This window comes from Sphingomonas sp. CCH15-F11, assembly GCF_001557005.1.
In the GTDB taxonomy this organism is placed as follows: Bacteria; Pseudomonadota; Alphaproteobacteria; order Sphingomonadales; family Sphingomonadaceae; genus Sphingomonas.
In genome coordinates this window covers 1-26,305 of sequence record NZ_LSKG01000108.1, presented here as the reverse complement: position 1 = coordinate 26,305, position 26,305 = coordinate 1, and the positions used below count along the sequence as shown (strand labels likewise).

The 26,305-nt window shown below is 65.1% G+C and carries 25 protein-coding genes, 1 pseudogene and 1 riboswitch; of the genes and pseudogenes, 11 read left to right on the top strand and 15 right to left on the bottom strand.

Features of this window, described 5'->3' with window-relative positions; genetic code table 11:
* A partial coding sequence (locus AX709_RS10060; RefSeq protein ID WP_156454243.1) for an OmpA family protein occupies window positions 1-392 on the top strand: 392 nt, incomplete at its 5' end.
* Window positions 393-712: 320 nt separating this feature from the next.
* Here the strand turns inward: AX709_RS10060 and AX709_RS10055 are convergent.
* From AX709_RS10055 to AX709_RS10030, 6 genes are all read right to left on the bottom strand, one after another.
* Window positions 713-1,084 carry a hypothetical protein gene (locus tag AX709_RS10055; protein ID WP_066549216.1) on the bottom strand — a complete coding sequence of 124 codons (372 nt, stop codon included), beginning with the start codon at window positions 1,082-1,084 and terminating at the stop codon, window positions 713-715.
* Entirely contained in the window at window positions 1,084-1,512 is a 429-nt protein-coding gene (locus AX709_RS10050) for a TIGR01244 family sulfur transferase (protein WP_066549214.1), read from the bottom strand. The genes AX709_RS10055 and AX709_RS10050 overlap by 1 nt, the downstream gene beginning before the upstream one ends.
* Window positions 1,513-1,764 (bottom strand): hypothetical protein, encoded by a 252-nt coding sequence (locus tag AX709_RS10045; RefSeq protein ID WP_066549213.1) that lies wholly within the window; start codon window positions 1,762-1,764, stop codon window positions 1,513-1,515. It abuts the gene before it with no gap.
* Window positions 1,761-3,530, bottom strand: a complete 1,770-nt coding sequence (gene recQ, locus AX709_RS10040) for a DNA helicase RecQ (protein WP_066549212.1) — start codon at window positions 3,528-3,530, stop codon at window positions 1,761-1,763. The genes AX709_RS10045 and recQ overlap by 4 nt, the downstream gene beginning before the upstream one ends.
* A 92-nt stretch (window positions 3,531-3,622) precedes the next feature.
* A complete protein-coding gene (locus AX709_RS10035; protein WP_231727488.1) occupies window positions 3,623-4,600 on the bottom strand; it encodes an alpha/beta fold hydrolase in 978 nt (325 codons plus the stop codon).
* Between the two features lie 22 nt (window positions 4,601-4,622).
* Entirely contained in the window at window positions 4,623-6,449 is a 1,827-nt protein-coding gene (locus AX709_RS10030) for an ABCB family ABC transporter ATP-binding protein/permease (protein ID WP_066549210.1), read from the bottom strand.
* 130 nt (window positions 6,450-6,579) lie between these two features.
* On the opposite strand from AX709_RS10030, the gene AX709_RS10025 reads away from it, so the two are divergent.
* Both AX709_RS10025 and AX709_RS10020 read left to right on the top strand, forming a co-directional pair.
* The gene (locus AX709_RS10025) at window positions 6,580-6,813 is read left to right on the top strand and encodes a hypothetical protein (RefSeq protein ID WP_066482298.1); all 234 of its coding nucleotides are present in this window, start codon (window positions 6,580-6,582) and stop codon (window positions 6,811-6,813) included.
* A gap of 77 nt (window positions 6,814-6,890) precedes the next feature.
* The gene (locus AX709_RS10020; RefSeq protein ID WP_066549205.1) at window positions 6,891-7,283 is read left to right on the top strand and encodes a hypothetical protein; all 393 of its coding nucleotides are present in this window, start codon (window positions 6,891-6,893) and stop codon (window positions 7,281-7,283) included.
* Between the two features lie 107 nt (window positions 7,284-7,390).
* Here AX709_RS10020 and AX709_RS10015 read toward each other — a convergent pair whose 3' ends face one another.
* From AX709_RS10015 to crtY, 5 genes and pseudogenes are all read right to left on the bottom strand, one after another.
* On the bottom strand, window positions 7,391-8,350 hold the full coding sequence (locus AX709_RS10015; protein WP_066549202.1) for a phytoene/squalene synthase family protein: 960 nt from the start codon (window positions 8,348-8,350) through the stop codon (window positions 7,391-7,393).
* The gene (locus tag AX709_RS10010) at window positions 8,347-8,928 is read right to left on the bottom strand and encodes a TIGR00730 family Rossman fold protein (RefSeq protein WP_066549200.1); all 582 of its coding nucleotides are present in this window, start codon (window positions 8,926-8,928) and stop codon (window positions 8,347-8,349) included. Before AX709_RS10010 ends, AX709_RS10015 begins: the two co-directional genes overlap by 4 nt.
* A gap of 849 nt (window positions 8,929-9,777) precedes the next feature.
* A pseudogene (locus AX709_RS10000) lies at window positions 9,778-9,954 on the bottom strand (FAD-dependent oxidoreductase); the annotation flags it as partial.
* Window positions 9,955-10,569: 615 nt separating this feature from the next.
* Complete coding sequence (locus AX709_RS09995; RefSeq protein ID WP_231727487.1) at window positions 10,570-12,048, bottom strand: phytoene desaturase; 1,479 nt, start codon at window positions 12,046-12,048, stop codon at window positions 10,570-10,572.
* Window positions 12,045-13,229, bottom strand: a complete 1,185-nt coding sequence (gene crtY, locus AX709_RS09990; protein WP_066549194.1) for a lycopene beta-cyclase CrtY — start codon at window positions 13,227-13,229, stop codon at window positions 12,045-12,047. Before crtY ends, AX709_RS09995 begins: the two co-directional genes overlap by 4 nt.
* Before the next feature lie 228 nt (window positions 13,230-13,457).
* Between crtY and AX709_RS09985 the strand changes: the two genes are divergently transcribed.
* A complete protein-coding gene (locus AX709_RS09985; protein WP_156454242.1) occupies window positions 13,458-15,854 on the top strand; it encodes a TonB-dependent receptor in 2,397 nt (798 codons plus the stop codon).
* 221 nt (window positions 15,855-16,075) lie between these two features.
* Here the strand turns inward: AX709_RS09985 and AX709_RS18625 are convergent, their stop codons facing one another.
* Both AX709_RS18625 and AX709_RS18250 read right to left on the bottom strand, forming a co-directional pair.
* Window positions 16,076-16,999, bottom strand: a complete 924-nt coding sequence (locus AX709_RS18625) for a hypothetical protein (protein ID WP_156454241.1) — start codon at window positions 16,997-16,999, stop codon at window positions 16,076-16,078.
* Between the two features lie 7 nt (window positions 17,000-17,006).
* Window positions 17,007-18,083 carry a DUF262 domain-containing protein gene (locus AX709_RS18250; RefSeq protein ID WP_197418977.1) on the bottom strand — a complete coding sequence of 359 codons (1,077 nt, stop codon included), beginning with the start codon at window positions 18,081-18,083 and terminating at the stop codon, window positions 17,007-17,009.
* 279 nt (window positions 18,084-18,362) lie between these two features.
* Here AX709_RS18250 and AX709_RS09980 point away from each other — a divergent pair, with 279 nt between their 5' ends.
* The 6 genes from AX709_RS09980 to AX709_RS18245 all read left to right on the top strand — a co-directional run bounded on the left by AX709_RS09980 (window position 18,363) and on the right by AX709_RS18245 (window position 24,373).
* Window positions 18,363-19,169 carry a sterol desaturase family protein gene (locus AX709_RS09980; RefSeq protein ID WP_082731736.1) on the top strand — a complete coding sequence of 269 codons (807 nt, stop codon included), beginning with the start codon at window positions 18,363-18,365 and terminating at the stop codon, window positions 19,167-19,169.
* Window positions 19,126-19,530, top strand: a complete 405-nt coding sequence (locus AX709_RS09975) for a DUF2141 domain-containing protein (RefSeq protein ID WP_066481017.1) — start codon at window positions 19,126-19,128, stop codon at window positions 19,528-19,530. The genes AX709_RS09980 and AX709_RS09975 overlap by 44 nt, the downstream gene beginning before the upstream one ends.
* 105 nt (window positions 19,531-19,635) lie before the next feature.
* Entirely contained in the window at window positions 19,636-20,499 is an 864-nt protein-coding gene (locus AX709_RS09970) for a MipA/OmpV family protein (RefSeq protein WP_231726073.1), read from the top strand.
* Between the two features lie 26 nt (window positions 20,500-20,525).
* A complete protein-coding gene (locus tag AX709_RS09965) occupies window positions 20,526-20,927 on the top strand; it encodes a hypothetical protein (protein ID WP_066549192.1) in 402 nt (133 codons plus the stop codon).
* Window positions 20,928-21,062: 135 nt separating this feature from the next.
* A riboswitch (TPP riboswitch) is annotated at window positions 21,063-21,172 on the top strand.
* A gap of 35 nt (window positions 21,173-21,207) precedes the next feature.
* A complete protein-coding gene (gene thiC, locus AX709_RS09960) occupies window positions 21,208-23,226 on the top strand; it encodes a phosphomethylpyrimidine synthase ThiC (RefSeq protein WP_066549191.1) in 2,019 nt (672 codons plus the stop codon).
* A gap of 493 nt (window positions 23,227-23,719) precedes the next feature.
* Complete coding sequence (locus tag AX709_RS18245) at window positions 23,720-24,373, top strand: Fic family protein (protein WP_082731735.1); 654 nt, start codon at window positions 23,720-23,722, stop codon at window positions 24,371-24,373.
* A gap of 394 nt (window positions 24,374-24,767) precedes the next feature.
* Here the strand turns inward: AX709_RS18245 and AX709_RS09955 are convergent, their stop codons facing one another.
* Window positions 24,768-24,956, bottom strand: a complete 189-nt coding sequence (locus AX709_RS09955; protein WP_066549189.1) for a type II toxin-antitoxin system ParD family antitoxin — start codon at window positions 24,954-24,956, stop codon at window positions 24,768-24,770.
* Window positions 24,957-25,093: 137 nt separating this feature from the next.
* On the opposite strand from AX709_RS09955, the gene AX709_RS09950 reads away from it, so the two are divergent.
* Window positions 25,094-26,005 (top strand): hypothetical protein, encoded by a 912-nt coding sequence (locus tag AX709_RS09950; RefSeq protein ID WP_066549187.1) that lies wholly within the window; start codon window positions 25,094-25,096, stop codon window positions 26,003-26,005.
* An 87-nt stretch (window positions 26,006-26,092) separates the two neighbouring features.
* Here the strand turns inward: AX709_RS09950 and AX709_RS19310 are convergent, their stop codons facing one another.
* A complete protein-coding gene (locus tag AX709_RS19310) occupies window positions 26,093-26,221 on the bottom strand; it encodes a hypothetical protein (RefSeq protein WP_269450298.1) in 129 nt (42 codons plus the stop codon).
* Between the last annotated feature and the right edge of the window lie 84 nt (window positions 26,222-26,305).

The following is a 26,305-nucleotide window of genomic DNA, read 5'->3' as shown; positions in this document are numbered from 1 at the left end:
GGTGCAGACCACTTCCGCCGCCTCCGCCGCCGGAAGTGGTCTGCACCCCGGGGCCGTACATCGTGTTCTTCGAATGGGACAAGTCGGACATCACGCCTGAGGCAGCCGGCATCCTCGACAACGCGGTGTCGAACTATCAGTCGTGCGGCAATGCGCAGGTCATGCTGGCCGGTCACGCCGACAAGTCGGGTGCCGCGAGCTACAATGTCGGTCTGTCGCAGCGTCGCGCCGATGCGACCCGCGCTTATCTGAGCTCGCGTGGCATTCCGGACGGCGTGATCACGACCGAAGCGTTCGGCGAAAGCCGTCCGCGCGTGGACACCGCCGATGGCGTGCGTGAACTGCAGAACCGCCGGGTGGAAATCACCTACGGTCCGGGTTCGGGCATGTAATCAATCCGCAAGGGTTGAAACGAATTGGGGAGGTCGGGAAACCGGCCTCCCTTTTTCTTTGCGCCTCGCGACTGCCGTGATGTCCTTGCGCATGATGACTTTGCACGGAAGCAACCTTCGTCTCCCCGGTCTTGTGCCGAAGTCCTCTGCGCCGCGCAGTCCCGACGGTTGTGACGCGTCATCCCATGGACCCCGGCACGTGGCCGGGGTCGCGAGGAAGTCTTTAGAGCGCGCGTCGACCTAACTTCATTACGCCTTAGGTGGACGACCCCGCGCGCCGCGTCTTGCCGGGCTGAATGATCTCACCCGCACATGAATGATCAGGACTCGCTCACCTCCGTCGGGTAAGGCCTGGCGAGTTTGATGCGGCCGAACCACCGGTCGCCGCTATCGACCTCGATCCCCTCCGGCGTCTCGTGCCGATGCGGCGGCGTGAGGAAATACCTCGCCGCGATGCGTGCGCCCAGCATCTTGAGCAACACGATGTCGCCGTCGATCCCCGTGACGACGGCGGCGCGATTGTCCTTCGCCAGCGCTACCGAATGCGCGGCGAAGCCGGCCACCGTCTGCTCGGCCACCCGCATCGCAGCCGCTTCGTCGAGTGGATCGGGAATGCCAAGGCCCAAACCCCTCGCCATCGCCGCAAGCATCAGGATGGCGGCGAGCGAGCCGAGCAGCAGCGCGGCGTCCATCAACCTCGCGCAAGCTGATCGAGCAGCGGCTGTATGGGCGACAGGTCGTAGCCGGCCGCCGCAGCCAGATCGATGATCTCGGCGACCGGCGTGCCCTCGCGCGCGGCCGCCAGCCCCCAGAGATAGCAAGAGCGCGTGCCCGACCGGCAAAAGGCGAGTACCGGTCCATCGGCCTCCGCGCGGACGGCGATCATCGCCTCGACCTGCGGCAGCGAAAAGCCGGCATGCGTCACCGGGATCGCATGATAGCGCAGTCCCGCCGCCTCCGCGGCCGCGCGGATCGCGGCGGCATCGGGCTGACCCGGCTCCTCATCGTCAGGCCGGTTGTTGACGATGGCGCGGTAACCGAGCGCGGCGACCTGCACCAGATCGCCGACCTGCACCTGAGGCGCGACGGCTATCATAGGGTCGATCGGTCGGATCTGCATTCAATCCTCGAGGACATGTTCGGCGAGCACGGCCTGAACCGTCGCGCTGCGCCGATACTTCAATTCCAGACGCGCCCGTTTGCGCGCCAGACCCCTGCAACTCTGTGCGATCTTGCGCTCAAGTTCGCGGGCACGCGCGGCATCATAGGGCTCTTCGCCCCGAAAATGCGCGCAGCTCTCATGTTGCTCGACGAAACGGGTCACGTCGCGCGGCAACGGGTCCAGCGGGATCGCGAGCCAGAACGGGATCATGCGCCGGTGCGTATCACGTCGAGAAATGCCTGGCCATAAGCGTCGAGCTTGCGCGCGCCGACGCCACTGATTCGCCCCATCTCGGCCAGCGAGGCGGGCTTCTGCAACGCCATATCGCGCAGCACCGAATCGTGGAAGATGACATAGGGGGGCAGGGCGGCAGCCGCGGCGAGCTCGCGACGCTTGCTGCGCAGCGCCTCATAGAGCGGGTTGCCGACGGGCGCGGCGATTGCCCCGGCGCGGCCGCGGGCGGCGCGCAGGCGCTTGGGCGGAACGATGATCGCGACCTCGGCCTCGCCCTTCAGGATTGCGCGCGCGTCGCCCGCCAGCATCAGCCCGCCATGTTCGTTGGCGACCAGGCTGCCGCGGGCCTGCAATGCGCGCGCCACCGGCCGCAGCAGCGACGCCTCCGCGCCGTCGACGATGCCATGCACCGACAGGCGGTCGTGGCCCAGCCGCTCGATACGTTCATCGCGGCCGCCGACCAGCACCTTTTCGAGATGGCCGATGCCGAAGCTCTGTCCTGTGCGATAGGCTGCGGATAACAGCTTGCGCGCAAGCTCGGTCGCGTCGCGAACCGCCGGCGGGTTGAGGCAATGGTCGCAATTGCCGCACCGTTCGGGCGGGTCCTCGCCGAAATGCCTCAGCAGCACGGCGCGTCGGCATCCCGGCGTTTCGACCAGCGTCACCAGCGCATCGAGGCGCGCGCGCTCGCCTGGGTGGCGTGCGGGTTCGACCTCGGCAATGCGCTGGCGCGCACGGACGAAATCCTCCGCGCCCCATAACAGATGCGCGATCGCGGGATCGCCGTCCCGCCCGGCGCGGCCGGTTTCCTGATAATAGGATTCGATCGACTTGGGCAGCGCGGCGTGGATGACGAAGCGGACGTCGGGCTTGTCGATCCCCATGCCGAACGCGACGGTCGCGACGATGATCATGTCTTCGGATGCGACGAACGCCGACTGGTTGGACGCGCGCACCGCCGGTTCGAGCCCGGCATGATAGGGCAGCACCGGCCGCCCGGTCAGCGCCGCGATCTGGCCCGCGAGCTTCTCCACCCCGTTGCGCGTCGGGGCGTAGACGATGCCGGGGCCCTCGGTCGCGCGGACGATCTCGGCGATCTGGCGCGCCGCGGAATCGCGCGGCGAGATCGCATAATGGATGTTGGGTCGGTCGAACCCGGCCACGATCAACCCGTCGGCACCGATGCCGAGCTGGTCGAGGATGTCGGCGCGCGTATGCCGGTCCGCAGTGGCGGTCAGCGCCAGCCGCGGCACGTCGGGGAATGCATCCATCAGCGGGCGGAGCAGCCGGTAGTCGGGGCGGAAATCATGCCCCCATTCGCTGACGCAATGCGCCTCGTCGATCGCGAACAGGCTGAGCGGCGATTGATTGAGCAACTGACGAAAGCCGTCGCCCGACGCGCGCTCGGGTGCGACATAGAGCAGGTCGAGCGCGCCCGCGCGGAAGCGGTCGATCGTCTCCGCACGGTTGGTGTCGACCGATGTCAGCGCGGCCGCGCGGATACCCAGCGCCTGCGCGGCACGGAGCTGGTCGTGCATCAGCGCGATCAGCGGCGAGATCACCACGCACGTTCCGGGCAGCATCACCGCCGGCAGCTGATAGGTGAGCGACTTGCCTGCCCCGGTCGGCATCACCGCCAGCGTCCGTACGCCCGCCAGCACGCGATCGATCACCTGCGCCTGCACGCCGCGAAACGCGCTGAAGCCGAAGGTCGATTGAAGGACGCGCAACGGATCGGACATTGCCGTCGCTATCCCGCGCGCGCCCGGATGCGGCAACCCCCTTTCCCGGTCGCGCGCGCCACTTTGTTGTGGACGGCGCGATGTCGGGGTGTTCAGCGCGTGGCCATGCGCGCCGCGACGCTTCGGACGAAGGCGGCGGTCTCATCCGGCCGGGTGACGGGCAGCATGTGCCCGCCCGCGATCAGCTCGACCGTCGCCCCGGGCAGCTGCCCGGCGGCTTCCTCGCCGTGATAGATCGCGTCGAGCACCGCGTCGTCGCGGCCATAGAGGATCGCGACCGGCACCCCGATCTCGGCATAGCGCGGAGCGAGCGCGGCCATCTCGTCATGCGCGATGCTCAGTTCAAACGCGCCGGCACGATAGCTTTGCGGGCGCAGCGCCAGCGCACCGCCGCCGCGCGTCGCGAAATCGGCCGGCACCGGATCGGGGGCAAAGATCGCCTGCGCGGTCGCCGGACCGGTAAAGGTGCCCGCCGGTACCGCGAGCGTCCACGAGATCAGGCCACGCAGCGCCGCCGGGGCGGTAAGTGCGCGAAACACCGATGGCGGCGTGTCCTGTGGCCGGGCGAGTGGCGCCACCAGCGCCAGCGCGCCCACCCGATCCGGATGATGGACGGCCATCGCCAGCGCAACCGCACCGCCCAGCGAATGGCCCACGACCAACGGCCGCTCCAGACCCAGCGCACCGATCAGCTCGGCGATCATGCCGGCCTGCGCGACGATGCCGGGTCGCGTGCTGCCGGTCAGCGTCGAATGCCCCCAGCCGGGCCGGTCGACACAGATGACGCGATGGTCGCGCGCCAGCCGCCCGGTCAGCGAATGGGTGAAATTGCGCAGCTGGCCCATCAGACCGTGGATCATCACGATCGGCGGGCCGCTGCCCTGGTCGGTATAGTGCAGCCGCGCGCCGGCGACGTCGATGAACCGTCCGTCCGTCGGCACCAGCTGCGTCGCGGTGCGCGCCGCCAGTGCCGACCACAGCGCCAGCCCGCCGCCGACCAGCCCGACTCCGGCCAGTCCGGTCCAGGCGGCGGTGCTTGCGCCGCGCGTCGACGTTCGATCGTTGGTCACTTCATCTCTCCTGGAATTGATCTCATTCGGCGGCCGCCAGCGCCTCCTCGCGCTCGGATGCCTGGCGGTTCCACATTTCGGCGTAGAGCCCGCCGCGCCGCAGCAGCTCGGCATGAGTCCCGCGCTCGGCAATCCGGCCCTGGTCGAGCACGACGATCTGGTCGGCATTGACGATCGTCGACAGCCGGTGGGCGATGACGATGGTCGTGCGCCCGCGCTCGATCGCCTCCAGCGTATCCTGGATCTCGGCCTCGGTCCGGCTGTCGAGCGCGCTGGTCGCCTCGTCGAGGATCAGGATCGGCGGGTTCTTCAGCAGCGTGCGCGCGATCGCCACGCGCTGCTTTTCCCCGCCTGAAAGTTTCAGGCCGCGCTCGCCGACGCGCGTGTCGTACCCGTCGGTCAGGCTGGCGATGAAGTCGCCGATCGCGGCACCGCGCGCCGCCGCCTCGACTTCGGCCTGATCCGCGCCCTCGCGGCCATAGGCGATGTTGTAACCGATCGTGTCGTTGAACAGCACGGTGTCCTGGGGCACGATGCCGATCGCCTGGCGCAGCGAGGTCTGGGTGACCCGCGCGATATCCTGCCCGTCGATCGTCACCCGCCCGCCGGTGAGGTCGTAAAAGCGGAACAGGATGCGCGCCAGCGTCGACTTGCCCGCGCCCGACGGGCCGACCACCGCCAGCGTGCTGCCCGCCGGCACCTCCAGGTCGATGCCCTTCAGGATCGCGCGGTCGGGATCATAGCCGAAATGCACATCCTCGAACCGCACCGCGCCGCGTGACACCACCAGATCGGGCGCGCCGGGCACGTCAACGATCTCGGCAGGGGCATCGACCAGGTCGAACATCGCGCCCATGTCGATCACCCCCTGACGGATGGTGCGATAGACCCAGCCCAGCATGTCAAGCGGGCGGAACAGCTGGCTCAGCAGGGTCGAGACGAGCACCACGTCACCCGCGCTGAACCGGCCGGTCGACCAGCCCCAGGCTACCATCGCCATGCCGAAACCCAGCATCGCGTTGGTGATCACCGACTGGCCGATGTTCAGCCAGGCGAGCGAGTTTTCCGACTTGGTCGCCGCGCTGGCATAGGCGGTCATCGCGCGCTCGTAGCGCGCGGCCTCGCGGGCTTCGGCGTTGAAATACTTGACCGTTTCGAAATTGAGCAGCGAATCGACCGCATGCGCGACCGCGCCGGTGTCCAGGTCGTTCATCCGCTCGCGCAGCTTGGCGCGCCAGTCGGTCACCCAGCGGGTGAACGCGATGTAGAAGACCACCATTCCCATCGTCGGCACGACCAGCCACCAGCCGAAGCGCGATCCGAAGATCTGCAGCACCAGCCCCAGTTCCAGGATGGTCGGCGCGATGTTGAACAACAGGAAATACAGCATCGTGTCGATGCTCTTGGTGCCGCGCTCGACCACCTTGGTGATCGCGCCGGTGCGCCGCTCCAGGTGAAAGCGCAGCGACAGCTGGTGCAGGTGGCGGAACACGTTCGACGCCAGCCGCCGGGTCGCGTCCTGCCCGACGCGCTCGAACACCGCGTTGCGCAGATTGTCGAACATGACGGTGAACAGCCGGGCTGCGGCATAGCCGATCACCAGCAGCAGGACGAGCATCGCCGCCCCGCGATCGTCGGTCGACATGCGGTCGACCGCGCCCTTCAGCGCGAACGGCGCGGCATAGACCTGGATCAGCTTCGAAATCACCACGAACACCAGCGCGCCGACGATCCGCGCCTTCAGCGCCGGGGCGTCCCGCGGCCACAGATAGGGCAGGAAGCGGCGCATCGTCGGGATCAGCGGCCGTTCGCGGGCGGCGTCGGCGGAGCTGGCGGTATCGGGCGGCATTGCGGCTAAAGGTGGGGGGAAAGGCCGCGAGTTGCAATGCGGTCTGTCCAGTCCCGGGTCGATCGGGCCGTCACGGCTTCGGAACCGTTCGGCCCATCAGGCATTGGTCGGGGTGAAGGGAGTGTCCGCAATGGATCCGATCGTCTACATCCTCGCCGTCATGGGCTGTGCCGACGATGGCGCGCGGTGCCAGCAGGCGCGGATCGAGCCCGTGGTCTATCGGAGCATCGCGCAGTGCCAGGCGGCGATGCCCGCGGTGCTGCCGCGACACACCGACCTTGCCTATCCGATGCTCTCCGGCGCATGCCAGCAGCGCTCCGAACGCCAGGCGCAGATCGAGGTCGCGCGCGCCTCGCGCGGCTGATCGGCGCGGCGGGTCTGCGCTTGCCCACCGTGTGATTTTGCGGGATGCTGCCCCGGTCGGCTGAGTGGGGGGACGGCATGGCACGCAGGATCATCGGGACGATCATCGGCATCCTGGTTTTCGGACTGGCGACGACGCTGGTCCAGTTGCTTGGCCACATGCTTTACCCGCCGCCGCCGGGCGTCGACATGCGCAACGCCGCCGAAGTCGCGCGGATCGCGGCATCGATTCCGGTCCCGGCAAAGCTGATCGTGCTGCTGGCCTATCTGGTGGGCGGCGCGGCGGGCGCGTACGCCGCGCTCAGGCTGTCGCGCTGGTCGCCATCGGCGTGGATCGTGCTCGCGCTGGCATGGGCCGGCAATGTGCTCAACCTGATGGCGATCCCGCATCCCTTGTGGATGGCGATCGGGTCCTTCATCGCGCCGCTGATCGGGGTTCTCCTGGCACAGCGGCTGGCGCGCACCGGCTAGAGCATTTTCAAGTCAGGTGAAATCATCTGACGACTTGGAAAATGCGTTAACAGAACAACTTAGAGCGCTCGATCCGATACATTCGGATCGGGAACCGCTCTAAGCGGTCAGCCGCCGGGCCGGCGCGGCCGGGTCCACAGCTCGGGCGGGCGCTGCGTCCCGGCAAACCGCCGCCGCCCCAGCGCCATCGCATAGGCGCGCACCACCCAGCCCAGTTTCTCCCGGCCCGACGTGAACACCCGCCGGTCCCACGCGCTGGCGCCCCGCCGCGCCACCTCGCGCGCGATATCGCCATAAATCCCCGCCGCAGCCAGCACCGCCCAGGCGGATCGCAGCCTCAGCCGGGGCGTGCCGCCGCGTGCGCTCAACTCATATTGCTGGGCGCGTGTCGTCAGCCGTCCGGCCAGCGCCACCAGCGCGTCGCGATGTGCGGGGGCCATGACGTCACGCTCGGGAATGCCGAACTCCGCCAGCCACTCGGCGGGCAGATAGCAGCGACCCGCGCCCGCATCCTCGCCGATGTCGCGCGCGATGTTGGCGAGCTGAAACGCCAGCCCCAGGTCGCACGCGCGGTCGAGCGTCGCCTCGTCCTGCGGGTCCACCCCCATCACCACCGCCATCATGCAGCCGACGACGCCGGCGACATGATAGCAATAGCGCATCAGGTCGTCCTCGCTCTGCGGCCGCCAGTCGGCGGCGTCGAGCGCGAAGCCGGCGATCAGGTCGCGCGCCATCGCGTGCGGCAACCGTGTCTCGGCGGCGACGATGCGCAGCGCGTCGAACGCCGCATCGCCCACCACCTCGCCCGCCAGCGCCAGCTCGGTGCGCTCGGTGATCAGGGCGAGGCGCGCCGCCGGGTCCACCACCCGCGTCATCCCGTGCCCCATGTCCTGCCCGTCGGCCAGGTCGTCGCACGCCCGGCACCAGGCATAGAGCAGCCAGGCCCGCTCGCGCGTCGGCCGGTCGAACAGCTTGCTCGCCACCGCAAAGCTGCGCGATCCGCGCGCGATCGTCTCGCCCGCGCTCGCGACGATCGCGTCGCGGCTGGGAAGGGCGGGCGCGCTCAAAGCTGCGCGCTGGTCATCCGCACGATCGGGGTGTGCGGGCGATAGGCGCGCATCCGATCGATCAGCCGGTCCAGGTCATCGTCGACGATCAGGATGTCGCGATGCTGCGGGCGCAGGAAGCCGACGTCCGCCATCCGGTCGACGAACGCGATCAGCGGGTCGTAATAGCCCGCAACGTTGAGCAGCCCGACCGGATCGCTGTGATAGCCCAGCTGCGACCAGCTCATCGCCTCCCATAATTCGTCCATCGTGCCGGTGCCGCCCGGCAGCGTCAGGAACCCGTCGGACAGGTCGGTGAAGCGCTGCTTGCGCTCGTGCATCGTCTGCACGACTTCCAGCCGGGTGAGCCCGCGATGCGCGACCTCGGCATCGACCAGCGCCTGCGGGATGATGCCGATCACCTCGCCGCCCGCCGCCAGCGCGGAATCGGCGATCGCCCCCATCAGCCCCAGCCGCCCGCCGCCATAGACGACGGTGATGCCGCGCTCGGCGAGCCCCCGCCCGATCGCGCGCGCGGTCTCCAGATAAACGGGATCGGCAGGCGTCGCTGACCCGCAATAGACCGCCAGCGCTTTCATCGCGCCGTCTCCGATGTGCGGAAGGGGGCCGGGGGGTGGGAAATCCATTCGTCAGTCATGCCCCGCTCATGCCCACCCCCAGCTCTGCCCGCAAGGGGATAAGAAGATGCGCGCCGTCCCTCTCCCTCCCGGGCGCGGGAGGGGCTAGGGGGTGGGACAGCGCAAAGCGCCGCCGCTCCGCCATGCATCCCGCGCCTGCCCCACACCTCGTTGGTTTCGAGCGAAGTCGAGAAACCGTTGCAAGCGCACAGACATACGTTTCTCAACTGCGCCCGCGATGAACGGGGACGGAACACAAGATCGCAAACTCATAAGCAGCCGCGTTCGGCATAAGCGCTCGGCGGCCGGAATTGGGAGAAGGCGGATATTGGCGGAGCGCGGTCGACGTGGCATGATTTGGGCATGTCTGATTGGAACGTTGTGGATCTTCCGTCTGTGTTTTGCAGAGTCGTTCGGACTTACGACGCTGGTGGAAACGAGATCATCGACGACGGCGAGTGGCACCGCATAGTCTCAGAGGCGCATTACGTCCTCGCCGAGTTTTTGGCCCGCAAGTCGCTCATACGTGACGGTATCGACATATCCCGCCGACCTGACTTGGTCATCCGGCATAGTGAGCTTACGAAACAAGGTAAGGCGTTCGATAAGGCACTTGAAATAGACAGGTGGATGAAGTCGCTCGACAGGGCCCAACCCGGTTCGCCAATCACGTCTGAAGGACTTGAGCGCCGGTGGCGGAGGTTCGTGAAGCGCACAATTCAGTAAGACGGATGTCTGCCTGTGGGTCGGTAGCCGACAGGCGGTTTCTAAGAGACTCTCGCCTCAGAAGGTCCCGTCCCACCCCACTCCCTACAACAAATCCTCCAGCATCAACCCCGCCGTTGCCTTCGCACTCCCAACCACGCCCGGAATCCCCGCGCCCGGATGCGTGCCCGCGCCGACAAAGTACAGGTTGGGAATATGGTCGTCGCGGTTGTGGGCGCGGAAATACGCGCTTTGCGTCAGCACCGGCTCGAGGCTGAACGCGCCGTCCCTCCGCGACATGTGCCTATGACCTAAGGCACCGGACGTGGAAGAGCGGCGTAATCGCGCGATATCAGCATCTTTGCTTCATGCTTGATTGCATCCCTTGCTACCGACATTCGGACCTGTTCAGTCTCCATTCCGGCCGGCAAGTTTGTCATCGGACGTCCACCCATTCGCGCGACAACCTCAGTTGCCGCCTCGCTTAGCAGGCTTTCGCATTCACTGACGATCTGAGTTGCCCGATCAACACTGATCGCGTCTCGCTTCCCGATTAGATCAGCCTTCGAACGGACACACGAAAGATATGTTCCCCTTGCCGAGGTAGCCTCGACCGGACTCTCGCTCGTGGTTATGTCCGTGCCTTCTTCATAAGCTTTTTTGTTCAGTATCTCGGTGCCATTGCCGCGCGGCTCGGATGGAGACTGGCCGCAGCCGACTAGAAGCAAGCCTGCCCACAATACCCTCAACAGAGCCTCCGTCGACTTTAACACGGCTACGGCCCGCATCATGCGCGGCATTTGCAGGTTCAGAAAGGGGTTGGTAGCCGGCAGGTCGCTGTCGTGAGTCTTCTACACAGATAATCGGAGCCCGAGGTGGGCGGCGCTCCGCTCACCCCTACCGCAAATCCTCCAGCATCAGCCCGGCGGTCGCCTTGGCACTCCCCACCACGCCCGGAATCCCCGCGCCGGGATGCGTGCCCGCACCCACGAAATACAGGTTCGGGATATGGTCGTCGCGGTTGTGCGCGCGGAAATACGCGCTCTGCGTCAGCACCGGCTCCAGGCTGAACGCGCTGCCCAGATGCGCGGACAGGTCGTTCGCGAAATCGGTCGGCATGTAGCTGAACTTGGTGACGATCCGCTCGTGGATGTCGGGGATCAGTCGCCGGCCGATCTCGTCCAGGATGCGCTTTTCATATTCCGGCCCGATCGCGTCCCAGTCGGCGGGAAACTTGCCCATGTGCGGCACCGGGGCCAGCGCATAGAAGGTCGAGCAGCCCTCGGGCGCCATCGACGGATCGGTGACGGTCGGATGGTGCAGGTACAGGCTGAAATCCTGCGCCAGCACGCCGTGGTCATAGATGTCGGCCAGCAGCCCCTGATAGCGCGGGCCGAACAGGATGCTGTGATGCGGAATGCCCGGCCACGTCCCCTTGATGCCGAAATGGACGACGAACAGCGACGGCGAAAAGCGCTTGTTCATCATCTTGGTCGCGGTGCGCTGGGCGCTGCGCGATCCGCGCAGCAGGTCGCGATAGCTGTGCACCAGGTCGCCGTTGCTGGCGACCGCGTCGACATCCATGTGGAACCCGTCGCGGGTGGTCAGCCCCGTCACGCGGTCGCCCAGCGTCTCGATGTCGATCACCGGATCATTGAGGCGCACCTTGCCGCCCAGCCGCTCGAAATGCGTGATCATGCCCGCGATCAGCTTGTTGGTGCCGCCCATCGCGAACCACACCCCGCCGTCGCGCTCCAGCTTGTGGATCAGCGCATAGACCGAGCTGGTCTTCATTGGATCGCCGCCGACCAGCAGCGTGTGGAACGACAGCGCCTGGCGCAGCTTCTCGTTCTTCACGAAGCTCGCGACGATCGAATAGACCGACCGCCACGCCTGGTGCTTGGCCAGCGCCGGTGCCGCCTTCAGCATCGACTTGAAGTCGAGGAAGGGGACATGCCCCAGCTTGACATAACCTTCCTCATAGACGCCCGCCGAATACTCCAGGAACTTGGCGTATCCCGCCACGTCCTCGGGATTGAGCTTGGCGATCTCGGCACGCAGCTCGGCGTCCATGTTGGAATAGTCGAAATTGGTGCCGTCGGGCCAGTTGAGCCGGTAAAAGGGCGATACCGGGACCAGGTTGACGTCCTCCGCCATGTCGTGGCCGGACAGCGCCCACAGCTCCTGCAGCGTGTCGGGCGCGGTGATGACCGTCGGGCCGGCGTCGAACACGAAGCCGTCCTTTTCCCAGTGATAGGCGCGGCCGCCCGGCTTGTCGCGCGCTTCGATCACCGTCGTGTCAATGCCCGCGGACTGCAGCCGGATGGCGAGCGCCAGCCCGCCGAACCCTGCGCCGATAACGGCAACCGTCTTCACCTTGCATTCTCCCATAACACGCGGATCGCCCGGCCGATCGGCACCGGCGGCTTGCCGGTCAGCACCCTGGCGCGGTCGAACATCGTCGATTGTCCGGCATAGAATCGCGCGATCAGCCCCGCATCCAGCCGATAGAAACGCTCCAGTACCCGATAGCGGTCGTCCGGATCGGCCGCGCGGAACAGCATCGTCGTCAGCATCCGATAGAAGCCGCGCTTCGCCCAGGTCTCGGCGGCGTGATCGTGCAACAGCGTGTGCAGCGCCGCACCCGACAGGTCGCGCGCGCCGGCGACGCGGCTCGCCGCGCGCACCGCGTCGGGCAGCGAATAGCCGGTCAGCGGGTGGAACAGCCCGGCGCGCATCCCGCCCTTGGCCACGCCTGCGCCGCCCGATCGCCAATAGGCCTCGAAATCGCCGCCCATCGCGACCGGCAGCACGCCGGTTTCCTGGCGCCCGACCCGCTCGACCTGCCATCCGCGCGCGGCGGCATAGTCGGCGATGCGCCGCGACGCCGGATCGTCGTTGGCACCACCCGCCGGCCGGGGCAGGTCGGGCGTGTCGCTGTAATAGGTGTCCTCGACGAACATCCGGTCGGCCGCGAACGGCAGGCAATAGACGAAGCGATAGCCGTCGATCTGTTCGACGGTCGCGTCCATCACCATCGGGTCGGGGGCGTCGTGGGGCGCGGCCAGGTGCAGCTCCTGCCCCACGAATTTCTGATAGCCCAGGTCCAGGTGGCGGATATCGCCGATCCCGCGGCAATCGATCACCCCGCCCGCGTCGATCCGCGTGCCGTCGGCCATCGCCACATGGGTCGGTCCCACCTCGCGCACATCGGCGTCGAGCAGGATCGTGCCTTCGGGCAGCGCGGCGCGGACAATCGGGTCCAGCCGGTGCGACTCGATGCTGTAATAGGGCGCGGTCAGGTGCCGGCGGTGCGCGGGGAAGGCGACCTCATATTTCGTCCAGCCGTGACTGACCAGCGGCGCGACCAGCCAGCGATCGCCATCGGCAATGTCGCTGGCAAAGAACGACCACAGGTGATTGCCGCCGATCCGGTCGCTTCGCTCGATCAGCCGGATCGTGACGTCGGGCCGCCTGCGCGCCAGCGCCATCGCGAACAGCGCCCCCGCCAGGCCCCCGCCGACGATCGCGACATCACAAGTGGGATGGTCCGGCATCCTCTTGCGCCTAGCGGATCGCCGATGCCCGTGAAAGCCCCGGTCTTTGGGCTAGGCGCGCGCCGCCGCCGATCGCCGCCGACTGCGGGCGTGCGCGGTGCCGCCGCATAGTGTATTGTGCCCGAAACGCCACAGGCCGCAAGTAAAGGGCCGGGGTTTGACTTGGCTTCTTGTTGGCCCCCGGCAACAGTTTACAGTTCTGTGACGATAATAACCGGGAGGATAGATATGAACCGTCATCACGCGCCGCGCCTTCGCGCGCTGGCCATGGGCGTCTCGCTGGCCGCATTGCTGGTCGCGCCCGCCGCGCTGGCGCAGACCGCCGCCGCCGATCCGCAGGACGACGCCGCGCAGGATGCCGACATCGTCGTCACCGCGACGCTGCGCGACACCAGCCTTCAGGACGTGCCCTTCTCGATCAACGCCCAGACCGAGGCGGACATCCAGCGTTCGGGTGCCACGACGCTCGAGGACCTGTCGCGCAACGTCGCCGGCCTCACCATCCAGAATCTCGGGCCGGGGCAGAGCCAGGTGGCGATCCGCGGCGTCTCCGCCGGCCAGGTCGTCCGCGACCAGCCGGGCGTCAAGGAACAGGTCGGCGTCTATCTCGACGACAGCGCCATCTCGCTGTCGCTGTTCACCCCCGATCTCGACCTGTTCGACCTCAACCGCGTCGAGACGCTGCGCGGCCCTCAGGGCACTTTGTTCGGCTCGGGCTCGGTCGGCGGCACCATCCGCTACATCACCAACCAGCCGCGCACCGACCGGGTCGAGGGCACCGTGGAGGCCAATCTCAACCTGGTCGACGGCGACGATGTCGGCGGGCATGTGAAGGGCGCGGTCAACCTGCCGCTCGGCCCGACGCTCGCGGTCCGCGCGGTCGGCTATTACACCCGCTATGGCGGCTTCATCGACGCGCTGGGCGAGGGCGGCGCGCGTGACGAGAACGTCAATTCGGGCGAGCGCATCGGCGGCCGCATCGCGTTCCTGTTCGAGCCGACCGACACCATCTCGATCACCCCGCGCGTGCTGTACCAGGAAATCACCGCCGACGGTTTCAACCGCCAGGAGGTGTACAACCTCTTCGGCAACCAGTTCACCACCACGCGCCCGCGCGTCGCCTTTGACGAGCGCGAGCAATATCTGCTGCTGGGCGAGCGGTTCCGCGACGAAACCTTCATCGCCGACCTGACCGGCCGGGTCGATCTGGGCGGCGTCGCGCTCACCTCGATCACCACCTATATCGACCGCAACATCCTCGCCTCGCGCGATGCGAGCGCGCTGACCGGATCGGTGTCGGTCGATCTCGGCTATCCGGCGGCGGCGGTGCGCCTGCCCTCCAACCTGCGCGACACGACCGAGCTGGAGACCTTTACCCAGGAACTGCGCCTGCAATCCAACGGCTCGGGCCCGTTCCAGTGGCTGATCGGCGGCTTCTACACCGAAATCGACCGCGTCTATCGCCAGCTGCTGCCGACGCCCGGCTATGACGCCGCGACCGATGCGGCGCTGGGCGCGGGCACGTCGGCGTCGGTGCGCAACGGCTTCGGCCCGGATTCGCCCTACAACGCCTTCCTGCCCTACGACATCCAGCAAAAGGCCGTGTTCGGCGAGGCCAGCTATGATTTCGGCCGGCTGACGCTGACCGCGGGCGGGCGCTATTACGACTTTGAGGAGACGCGCAGCTTCGTCTCGGGCGGATTGTTCGCCAATGGCGACAACCGCACCGACACGACCAAGTCCGACGGCTTCACCCCGCGCTTCCTCGCCAGCTTCGAGGCGGCGGACAATGTCACCATCAATGCCCAGGCGTCGAAGGGCTTCCGGCTGGGCGGCGTCAACGATCCGCTCAACATCCCGCTGTGCACCCCGGGCGACGCCGCGCTGTTCGGCGGTTTCCAGGATTATGACGACGAAACGCTGTGGAACTACGAAGTCGGCGTGAAGTCGCGCTTCGCCGGGGTCACGCTCAACGCCGCCGCCTTCTACACCGACATTTCCAATCTTCAGGTGACGCTCGACGCCGGCTCATGCTCGTCGCGCATCGTGTTCAACGTCGACGAAGCCCACACCCAGGGGATCGAGGTCGAACTGACCGCCTCGCCATTGCCCGGCCTCGACCTCGCGCTCAGCGGCACGTTGCTCGAATCCGAATTCGATTCGACGCTGCCCGAACCGCTGGCGACCACCACCGGCATTCGTGAGGGCAATCGCCTGCCCTCGGTGCCCGAATTCCAGCTGTCGGCCAACGCGACCTATACCTACCCGCTGGGCAGCGACGCGGACGGCTTCATCACCGCCAGCTTCCAGCATGTCGGCACGCGCTATACCCAGCCCAGCGATCAGGAAAACAACCCGCGCACCTTCGTCCACGGCCTGCCCTTCGGCGGCGCGCCGGCGACGGCGGCGACGACGCTCGACCTCGAACTGCCCGATTACCAGCTGTTCAACCTGTCGGCCGGCGTCGAATTCGGCCGCGGCCTGTCGCTGATCGCCTATGTCAACAACCTGTTCGACGAAAACCCGCTCTTGTCGTTCGACCGCGAACGCGGCGGCCGCGCCCGCCTGGGCTTCAACGTCGGCCAGCCGCGCACGTTCGGGGTGACCGCGCGGCAGAAGTTCTGATGGGGGAGGGCCGGGGGGTGGCGTGAGTGCTGCCCCCTCCGGTTTGTTCCTCTTGGTGACCAGTTTGGGATGTCAGCAGTCTGTCCGCATTCAGCAACGGCGCTAGTAAAGCAGAAATACCTCGATCGAATGCGTCAGTGGCGGGAGCTGGGCGGTTTCGCGTTTGCTGGCTTCTGCGCGCAAATGTGAAGCCGGCTAGGACAGGCCTATTCCGCTAGGCACTATAACACGTCCCATGACAAAGGTCGGCCGGTGGCGTCCTGCTGCACAAGGACAGCAGCTAACCCGGCTGATGGGCGGGGCACATGCAATTTCGCTTCTGCGGGGGTGGCAACAATACGAAGCGCCCTCGTTCGTTCAAACTTGAACAGGCGAAATCTCGTACCGAACGGCTTAAGTATATATAGTACAACAGCGGACCTCCAAGTTGTTCTGCCTTGTGCCCACTCAACAGGAACGGCCAAGGACTGTTCTATGGACGCAGTGACGGCGACATCAAAGCACAGCGCAATGCACAAAAGATCAGAGTGCAGAGCGGAAATCTCTGTCGCGCTCGGTGCGTAACCGGCAGAGTGTGCGCTACGATGCCGTTTGCGGACGGTACTTTTGACCAGTTCCTGAACCGACGGAACACCAATCCCAGTGTCTGCGGCAAGCACTCTGAACGTGTTCCAACAATCGTGTACTTGAAGATTAGACAACAGCTTCTTGAGTCCTGTGTCCGAAACATTTCCAGTGTAGTCACCAGCCACGAATTTCGTAAATTGAAGTGCAGTACCGTCCCCCGAACCCATTTTTGCTATTTCAAATCGTAGCACGCTCTCATAGTCATCACCTTGACGTTTAAGCATTTTCGCATATTGTTGTAAATGGGAGAGCGCGTCGAGACGAGCGGCCTCACGAAGGTTTGCAGGGAGATCGTCAAATGATCTCGGCCATCGGTTCAATAGCCCAAGCGCTTCAGTTGTTCGATCGCGAACGAAGGTTTCAAGTGCAATAAGACCTGCAATAAGAATACCACGTCGTAAGACTAAAACGCCCGGTGCCAAGGCACTACCCGTTGCTCCTTGTGCAACAGACTCCAGTGCTATCGCCTCCCTAATGCCGGATAGGCTCCTCATAAAATCGTCACGAGCTACGCTCATTCTAAACTCAAGTAAGGCTTATTAGCATATTATAAGTCTGTTCAATTCGTAGCTTAATTCGGGAGGGAGTGTTTGTACCCAAGCGCACGGCCTCTTCGAAGTCGGCCTTATCGAATAGAGCCTTAGTAGCTTCCTCAATTTCCCCTTCTTTGCCCAAAAGGGAGTGCACTTCCGCGTCTGTAAGTATCGTTACCGCAATCATCTGCGCATCATAGAGTCCTGCGAGAGCTTGCTGACGCCATTTTTGTCCATCCCAACGCTGAAAGGCGTTTTCACCCCAAATAAGTCCACAACGACTAATCGCCTGCGCGAATGGAGCCATGAGTTTGTCTAACGCTGGTCCATCTATTCCGCTATTCTGTAGCATGAATCGGTCCATTGACTTCGAAAGACTTCCCGAAAACCTTTCCCAATTATCTATTAAGGTAAGGAAGCGTAGCACAAATTCGGCGTCCTGCATTTGCTGGAATGCGGCGGACTTCGGCCCATCAATCTTTAAGGCAGATCGAAGTAATGGATTGTTGGCTGCTTCAAATATCGCATCATTGAGCGCACCTCTAAATGCTACGTTCCTTATTTCTTGATTATTCAAGCGGATACCGCCCCTGTTCAGTCGAATAAAAACCTCGTACTTCAAACGCGGGTGCGATTGCTTTAAAAGAGTGATAACTCTGAGATAAGGTCGAACACGAAGAGCATTCTGTAGGGTCTTAGGAAGTTCTCTAAACCGTGCACCGTTAAGTTCAGGGAATTCATCCAATCCCTTCAATGCAAATGAATTATTTAAGTAATCGGACACAGCGGTGATGCGTTGCTTGCCGTCTATAATTGAGTAAATCCCATATTCCTCTTCTGCCAGATAGATCGGAGGCACTGGGACGTTTAGGAGGAATGACTCAATTAACTCCGATTGTCGCTCGACTTCCCAACGTTCTCGCCGCTGATACTTAGGGGCCATGTCAATGATCTGGTCTTCGACCATATCCTTCAAGCCCTGCAACGAGAAATCGGATGTTTGGAGAACGAGATCATTCTGAGACTGATCAAACCGGCGTTCGATCTCGGTTGCATTCCCAATCGCCACGGCAGTTCCATTCATTCGACAGCGGTTAATCACGCATATGGTGTAGGGTCGAGAACGACAAGGAGTGAGGTCGTGGGTCAGCTACTGGGCCGGCTGAAAGGTCGGGGTAGGCTCCTAAGCAAACACGTCCGCTTTTGCGGTTTTTCCAAATGATGCGACTTGATGGATCGACTGCTTCGGGATCGGACGCTGGGGCCGGGAGTCCCCGACGTTGGCGTGCAAACCCCCCACCCAACGACCATCTTCACCCCCACCGCCAAACCCCCTACACCCGCTCTCGTGACCCTAGCCTTCGCCATCCTGCTGTCCGCGCTCGCCATGACCGTCATCGTCGGCGTGCGCTATCTCCTCACCAGCGGGGCGTTTGCGCTGGCGACGCGGTGGCGGCATCCGGGGCTTTATGCCGGGCTCGACCGCCAGATCGTGCGCGAGGTGAAGTGGTCGCTGGCCAGCGCGGCGATCTACGGCGTGCCCGCGGGCGTCGTCGCCTGGGGGTGGCGCAATCTGGGCTGGACGCGGATCTACACCGACGTCGCCGACTATCCGCTCTGGTACGTGCCGCTGTCGGTGCTGCTCTATCTGTTCGCGCACGACACCTGGTTCTACTGGACGCACCGCTGGATGCACCGGCCGCGGCTGTTCCGCCTGGCGCATGCCGTCCATCATGCCAGCCGGCCGCCGACCGCCTGGGCGGCGATGGCGTTCCACCCGATCGAAGCGTTAACCGGTGCTGTGGTAATCCCGCTACTGGTCTTCGTCATTCCGATCCACGCCGCCGCGCTCGGCCTTGTTCTTGCGGTGATGACCGTTATGGGTGTGACCAACCATATGGGGTGGGAGGTTTTCCCTGCGTTCATGTGGCGGGGGCCATTGGGGGCGTGGCTGATCACCGCAAGCCATCATCAACGGCATCACGAACGCTATGGGTGTAATTATGGGCTATATTTCCGCTTCTGGGACCGCGTCTGCCGCACCGATGACGGGATCGGCGGCTTTGGACGCCGGCCCGGTTCAGCGGTTCCTGCGCCGGCTGGGCGCGGCGATGCTCATCGTCGGGCTGCTGCCCGGGGCGGTGCCGACGGGTGAGGTCGACGTGACGCTGACCAGCGTGCGCTCGGCCCGGGGGCTGATCCGCGTCTGCCTGACCGCCGATCCCGACAATTTTCCCGGCTGTGTCGACGACAGCCACGCCGTCACCCGCACCGTGCCCGCGCATGTCCGCGACGTCCGCTTCGACGGGCTCGCGCCCGGCCGTTATGCGATCGCGGTGATCCACGACGAAAACAGCAACGCCCGGCTCGACACCTTTGCCGGCATCCCGCGCGAAGGGTTCGGCTTCTCGCGCAATCCGCGCATCGGCTTCGGCCCGCCGCGCTTCGCCGCCGCCGGCTTCGACCTCGACGGCAATGCCTCGGCCCAGACCGTGCGTATCCGCTACTTGCTTTAATCTTCGGCGCCGCCTGACGCGCGCGGGAGCAATCTGTTACGTCCGGCGTTCAGCGTCGTGCCTCCGTGCTGTCGAGGCGTCTTTTTGAACCCGGAGGCCACCCGCTTGTCCCGATCGCGCGCCATGCTTGCCCTGTCCGCCGCGCCGCTTGCCGCGCTGCTGCTCGCCGCCGCCCCTGCCCGCGCGCAGGAAGCGGTTCCCGACTTCGATCCCGCCGCCGATCGCCTGACGCTCGGCACCGGGGTGCTCACCGTCCCCAGCTACGAAGGGTCGGACAACAACATCATCATCCCCGAATTCGCCATCCGGGGCCAGGTCGCGGGCTTTTCCTTCTTCTCGCGCGGGCCGGCGCTCTATGCCGACGTCATCCGCGATGCGGGGCGCGACGACGGCATCGACATCGGCTTCGGCCCGGTGCTTGGCGTCCGGCTCGACCGCGCGCTCAAGATCCACGATCCCCAGGTCGAGGCGCTGGGCAAGCTCGATGTCGCGGTCGAGCCCGGCGGCTGGGTCGGGGTGACCAAGACCGGGGTGATCACCAGCGATTACGACTTCATCACCGCGCGCGTCTCCGCGGTCGCCGATGTCGCGGGCGCGCATGGCAGCTATGTCGTCACTCCGACGATCGAGTACGGCACGCCCCTGTCGACGCGGACCTTTGTCGGGCTGTCGGTGCTCGCCGAATATGTCGGCAAGGGCTATGGCAACTATTATTTCGACGTCAGCGCCGCGGGCAGCGCGGCGAGCGGGCTCAGCCCCTATGCCGGCGCGGGCAGCGGCTTCAAGCGCGCGGGCGTCAACCTGCTCGTCACCCAGTCGATTACCGGCGACCTGACCCGCGGCCTCAGCGTCATCGGCCTGCTCGGCTATTACGAGCTGCTCGGCGAGTTCAAACGCTCGCCGATCGTGGCGGAGGCCGGCGATGCCAGCCAGCTGATCGCCGGGGTCGGGCTGGCCTATTCCTTCTGACGCGCGGCTGATATGGGGCGGGGGTCATGGCCCGCCGTCCCGCCAGCATCCGCACCCCGCTCCGCGCGTTTCAGGCGATGCGCGGCGACGACTGCACCGACGCCTTCGTCGCCGATCTCGACTATCTCGAGGGGCGCGACCTCGACCTGTCGGTGCGGCTGGGCGCGATGCTCGCCTTCAACGCGCTGATGATCACCATCGGCACCCATCCGATCAGCGCCTCGCCCGGCGCGCCGCTCAGCCTCGATGCCGCGCGCCAGCCGTTGGAGACGATCGCCAGCCTGGCCGGCCTCGTGCCGCTCGTCGTCTCCTGCGTCTTCGTGCTGCGCGCGCTGTTGATCGGCGAGGAAGCGGACGGCGACGGGCTGGCGGGCGACGCGCTGCGCCAGCGGATGCTCGCCGCCTTCGTCCGTTCGATCGACGCGTAGGCGCTGCTGCTCGGCCGCGCGGTCAGGTGGACGATTGCGGGCGGCGCGCTGACCCTGATCGTCTGGGCGTGGATCCTCGCGGACAAGATGCTGGGCTGACCCCTTACGCGCGCGCCTGCGCTCTGCTAGGCTCGCGCCATCCCCGGGGGAGCGCCGCATTCCGCGCTTGAGAGGATGGCAGGAGCCATCGACCCGCTGAACCTGATCCGGCTGATACCGGCGTAGGGAGTGGGCGGCTTTCCCCCGGAAATCCGTGCTCTCCCCGCCTGAGGAGAGTAACATGGCAGACATCCCCGCGCGCACCGAACTCAAGGTCACCACCGGCCCGATCCGCGGCAGCCGCAAGGTCCATGTCGCGGCCCCCCAGAATCCGGCGGTGCGCGTCGCCATGCGCGAAATCCATCTCGAGCCCAGCTCCGGCGAGCCCCCGCTGCGCGTCTACGACACCTCCGGCCCCTATACCGACCCCGACGCGCGCATCGACATCATGGCCGGCCTGCCCGAACTGCGCGCGCCCTGGATCCGCGCCCGCAACGATGTCGAGGAAGTGACCCAGCGCGAGGTCCGCCCCGAGGATAACGGCCAGCTCGGCCCCGACCGCTCCGGCGGGGTCCAGCCCTTTCCCAATGTCCGCAAGAAGGTGCTCCGCGCGCGTCCCGGCATGAATGTCAGCCAGATGCACTATGCCCGCCGCGGCATCATCACGCCCGAGATGGAATATGTCGCCACCCGCGAAAATCTGGGCCGCGAGATGCTCAAGGAGTACGCCCGCGACGGCGAGTCCTTCGGCGCATCCATCCCCGACTATGTCACCCCCGAATTCGTCCGTGACGAAGTCGCCCGCGGCCGCGCCATCATCCCCAGCAACATCAACCACCCCGAAACCGAACCGATGGCGATCGGCCGCAATTTCCTGGTCAAGATCAATGCCAATATCGGCAACTCCGCCGTCGCCAGCGACGTCGCGCAGGAAGTCGACAAGCTCGTCTGGTCGATCCGCTGGGGTGCCGACACGGTCATGGACCTGTCGACCGGCCGCAACATCCACGACACCCGCGAATGGATCCTGCGCAACTCGCCCGTCCCGATCGGCACCGTCCCCATCTATCAGGCGCTGGAAAAGGTCGGCGGCATTGCCGAGGAACTGACCTGGGACATTTTCCGCGACACGCTGATCGAACAGGCCGAACAGGGCGTGGATTACTTCACCATCCACGCCGGCGTCCGCCTGCCCTATATCCCGCTGACCGCGAAGCGCGTGACCGGCATCGTCTCACGCGGCGGCAGCATCATGGCGAAATGGTGCCTGGCGCATCACAAGGAGAGCTTCCTCTACGAGCATTTCGACGAGATCACGGAGATCATGAAGGCCTATGACATCGCCTACTCGCTGGGCGACGGCCTGCGCCCCGGATCGATCGCGGATGCCAATGACGAAGCCCAGTTCGCCGAGCTCTACACGCTGGGCGAGCTGACCAAGCGCGCCTGGGAACAGGATGTCCAGGTGATGATCGAGGGCCCCGGCCACGTGCCGATGCACAAGATCAAGGAGAATATGGACAAGCAGCTCGCCGCCTGCGGCGAAGCGCCCTTCTATACGCTGGGGCCGCTCACCACCGACATCGCGCCGGGCTATGACCATATCACCAGCGGCATCGGCGCGGCGATGATCGGCTGGTACGGCACGGCGATGCTTTGCTATGTCACGCCGAAGGAGCATCTGGGCCTGCCCGACCGCAACGACGTGAAGGTCGGCGTCGTCACCTACAAGCTCGCCGCCCACGCCGCCGATCTCGCCAAGGGCCACCCCGCCGCCAAGCTCCGCGACGACGCATTGAGCCGCGCCCGCTTCGAGTTCCGCTGGCGCGACCAGTTCAACCTGTCGCTCGATCCCGACACCGCCGAACAATATCACGACCAGACCCTCCCGGCCGAAGGCGCCAAGACCGCGCATTTCTGCAGCATGTGCGGCCCCAAATTCTGCTCGATGAAGATCACCCAGGAAGTGCGAGATTTCGCCGCCAAGCAAAATCAGCAAGCCGACGCCTTCATCGCCGCCAATTCCTCCCCGAGCTCGCTCGGGGAGGTGGCATCGCGCAGCGATGACGGAGGGGCAGACACCGCAACCTCCCTCTCCCCTTCAGGGGAGATGGCCGGGGAGAGCGGCCCCGCCGCAAGCGCCACCCCCGACACCCTTACCCCCGAACAAGCCGAAGCCGGCATGGCCGAAATGAGCCGCGTCTATGACGCCATGGGCCGCGAGCTGTATCTCGGCGCGGGGGACCGGGAGCGGGATTGATGGGGTCGGCTGCAAACGTGCTAAAACGCTTTGGCGTTTGCGAGTACCCGACTTGCAGGTGTTGCGTATCCGACTCACTCCGTACGTAATCTTCCTACACTTCCTAATCAGCTTTCCTACTCCGCCAATCTGGTGTTAGCTTTCGGAGTCCGCTGATTCGGATTCGTCGAACGCGTCAACCTTTTTGAGGTTGGTGCGTTTTATGATTCTCTCAAACCAGTGTGTCAGTCAGGGGAACTACTATGGCTCAATCAACTCGGCTTACCGAGCTAGTGGCAAGAGTACGCGGTCACAAAATGTCGCCATCAGAACGACGCACCCAACGCGTAAGCATGGTGATGGGCCTGCGAAGCCATTCTTCGACGCTAACTCGCGAAAAAGTGGAAACGCTGCTTGAAGAGTTTGAAGGCGCGTCTTCGTGATGCTATCGATATCCGCCTGAAGAAAAAAAGCCCGGCTATAGGCCGGGCTTCTTGTATGGGGCGGATACGAGATGTTCGACACGAATTGGGAGCTTATCGACGGCGAAACTGCTCATGAGATCGAAGTCTTAAACCTCGCTAACCAGGCTAACGTAATCGAAGCGCTCGTGAGATTTTTCCTCCATCATCAGGGCGCAGATGATCAGGGGTGTCATGTGCACCCAAACGCGACGGCTATGAAGGAGCTGCACAGGACCGCGACCTTCTTGCTACTTGCTCGGCCGGGTGAATTGCGAGCGAGTGAAGTTCATGTGGGGGACGGTGCTGGTAATATCGTGCTTGAGCCTCCGGCTGCTGAGCTGGTTCCTGGCCTCCTCGAGCAGTTTTTTGGTGAGTTGGGCGCGCAATGGAAAAAGAGTACACCTCTAGAGATTGGCGCTCTTGCTCTTTGGATGGTTAACTGGATCCATCCTTTCTTGAACGGGAACGGACGTACAGCGCGAGCCCTTTGCTATACCTGCGTATCTTTAAAATTTGGGTTCGTACTACCCGGTTCGCCGACCTTAATCGATCTAATAATGGAAAATCGACCCGAGTATTATACCGCTCTCCAGGCCGCTGATCAGGGTTACACTTCTGATGGTAAACCAAACCTCGATCTATTGGTCGCTTTACTCGACCGTCTTTTAATTCAGCAATTTGAATCGGTAAATACGGCAGCTTAATAACAATTCCGACACTGCGTCACCTGAAAAAATTCCGAGACACTATAATAAATATCCCTCAAGCGCGCTGCCCCGCATCCATCGCTTTGTGGAGCACCCGCACGATCAACAGGCTGTCCCGCCGCACCAGATAATAATCCGGTGCTCTTCGGCTGCAAAGCTCCGCAGGCCCGGCTTTACGTCGTCGCGTGCCAGCCCAATTTGAGGGTACGCAGCCAAGCGATCGAACGACAGCCAGATGCCGCGGACATATCGTCCCGCCTGCGCCTAGCTAGCGCGCTGAAAGTGTAATCATAGATGCCGTCCAGATCGCCAAGCGCCGCAGCGCGGACATCAATTCTCACGACAAGCCGTTGCGAGCGCGTCCTCGCGCGATGACGTCCTCGATGAAGTCTTAACGCTCGCCCGACGCCAACCCTTCATCAATCGCCGCGCGCAGCGCCTCCAGCTTTGCCGCCTCCGCCTCATCCCGCCGGATCAGGTCGCGCACATAGTCGCTGGTGCTGCTGTATCGCCCTTCGGCGACACGCTGCTCCGCCCAGCGCTTGAGCTTGTCGGGGATCGAGATGTTCATCTGCGCCATGCGCACCTTATACGATTTTGCGCTATCTTTGCCAAGGTGCGTGTAGGATGCCCATCCGCCACACCGCGCGCGCAAACCGTCCAACACCCGCCACGCACCCCTGTCCTACCCGCATCAAATCCGCTTCACCCTGTCGGATGACGCACGAACCGCACGCCTCCGCCCTGGCCGGTGACGCTAACGCCGCCGCCGCCACCCCCGCGCCCGATCCGCTCGCCGAAAGCACCGCGCTCGCCCTCGCCGACGCGGACGACGAAGCCGGCCAACCCCTCCTCTACGACCCTGCCGATTATCGCTGGGTGCCCGTCCGCCGCCGCCCGCGCCTCGACGGCTGGACCGAGGAAAAGCAGCGCCGCTTCATCGAAACGCTCGCCGACACCGGCCTGGTTGCGCTGGCCGCCACGGAAGTCGGCATGTCGCGCGCCAGCGCCTATCAGCTGCGCCGTTCCGCCCATGGGGCCGCCTTTGCCCGCGCCTGGGACGCCGCGCGCCACCACGCCGCCGGCCTCATCGAGGACATCGCCTTTGAACGCGCGATCGAGGGGAGCGAGCAGGACGTCTATAACCATCGCGGCGAGGTGGTCGGCACGCGCGTCGTCCACGACAACCGCCTGCTCAAATATCTGCTCAGCCACCTGAAGCCCGAACGCTACGGCACCGCGCGCGCCCCGGCCGCCGCCGCGTCCGCCGCGCCTCCCGCCGAAGCCGCCGCCCCCGCGCTCGCCGACAGCCTGCGCGCGATGGAGCCCGCCTTGCCCGCGCCGGCCGACCAGTTGCTCGATGCCGACACGCTCGCGCACGAACTCAACATTGCCGAGGTTGCCGACGGCGTGCTCCCCCACTTCCTGCGCGAACAGCGGCCGCCCAAGTCGGCGGCGCGCCAGGCGGCGGAGGACGCGGCGGCGATCGAGAAACGCTGGCTCGCCGCGATCGGGAAGTTCAATAGCGGGGAGGACATGACCGACGAGGAATTCGCCGACGCCTGCTATTATCTCGATCCCGCCAGCAACCCGCCACCAAAGCTCCGCCCGCGACGCGGCCGGCGATAGTGTCAAGCCAGTGTCAACTTCCGCGACAGGCCCCCGCGCCACGCGCCACGCGCCCCGCGCCACGCGCCCTCGCCCGGCGGGGCGCGTCTAGCCCTTGATGTTCACCATCGCGACCGGCTTGTCCTTGGTCGACGGGTTGGACGCGTTCGGCTTGGGCGGGCCTTCCTTCTTGGGTTTGCGGATCTCGCGATTCGATTTCTTCTGGCTCTTGGCCATGACGGGTTCCAATCGGGGCGACAGGCCCCGCCGCTCCTTTAGCCTGTCACGCCCCCGCCGGCCCCATCAATTCGGCAGCGGCGG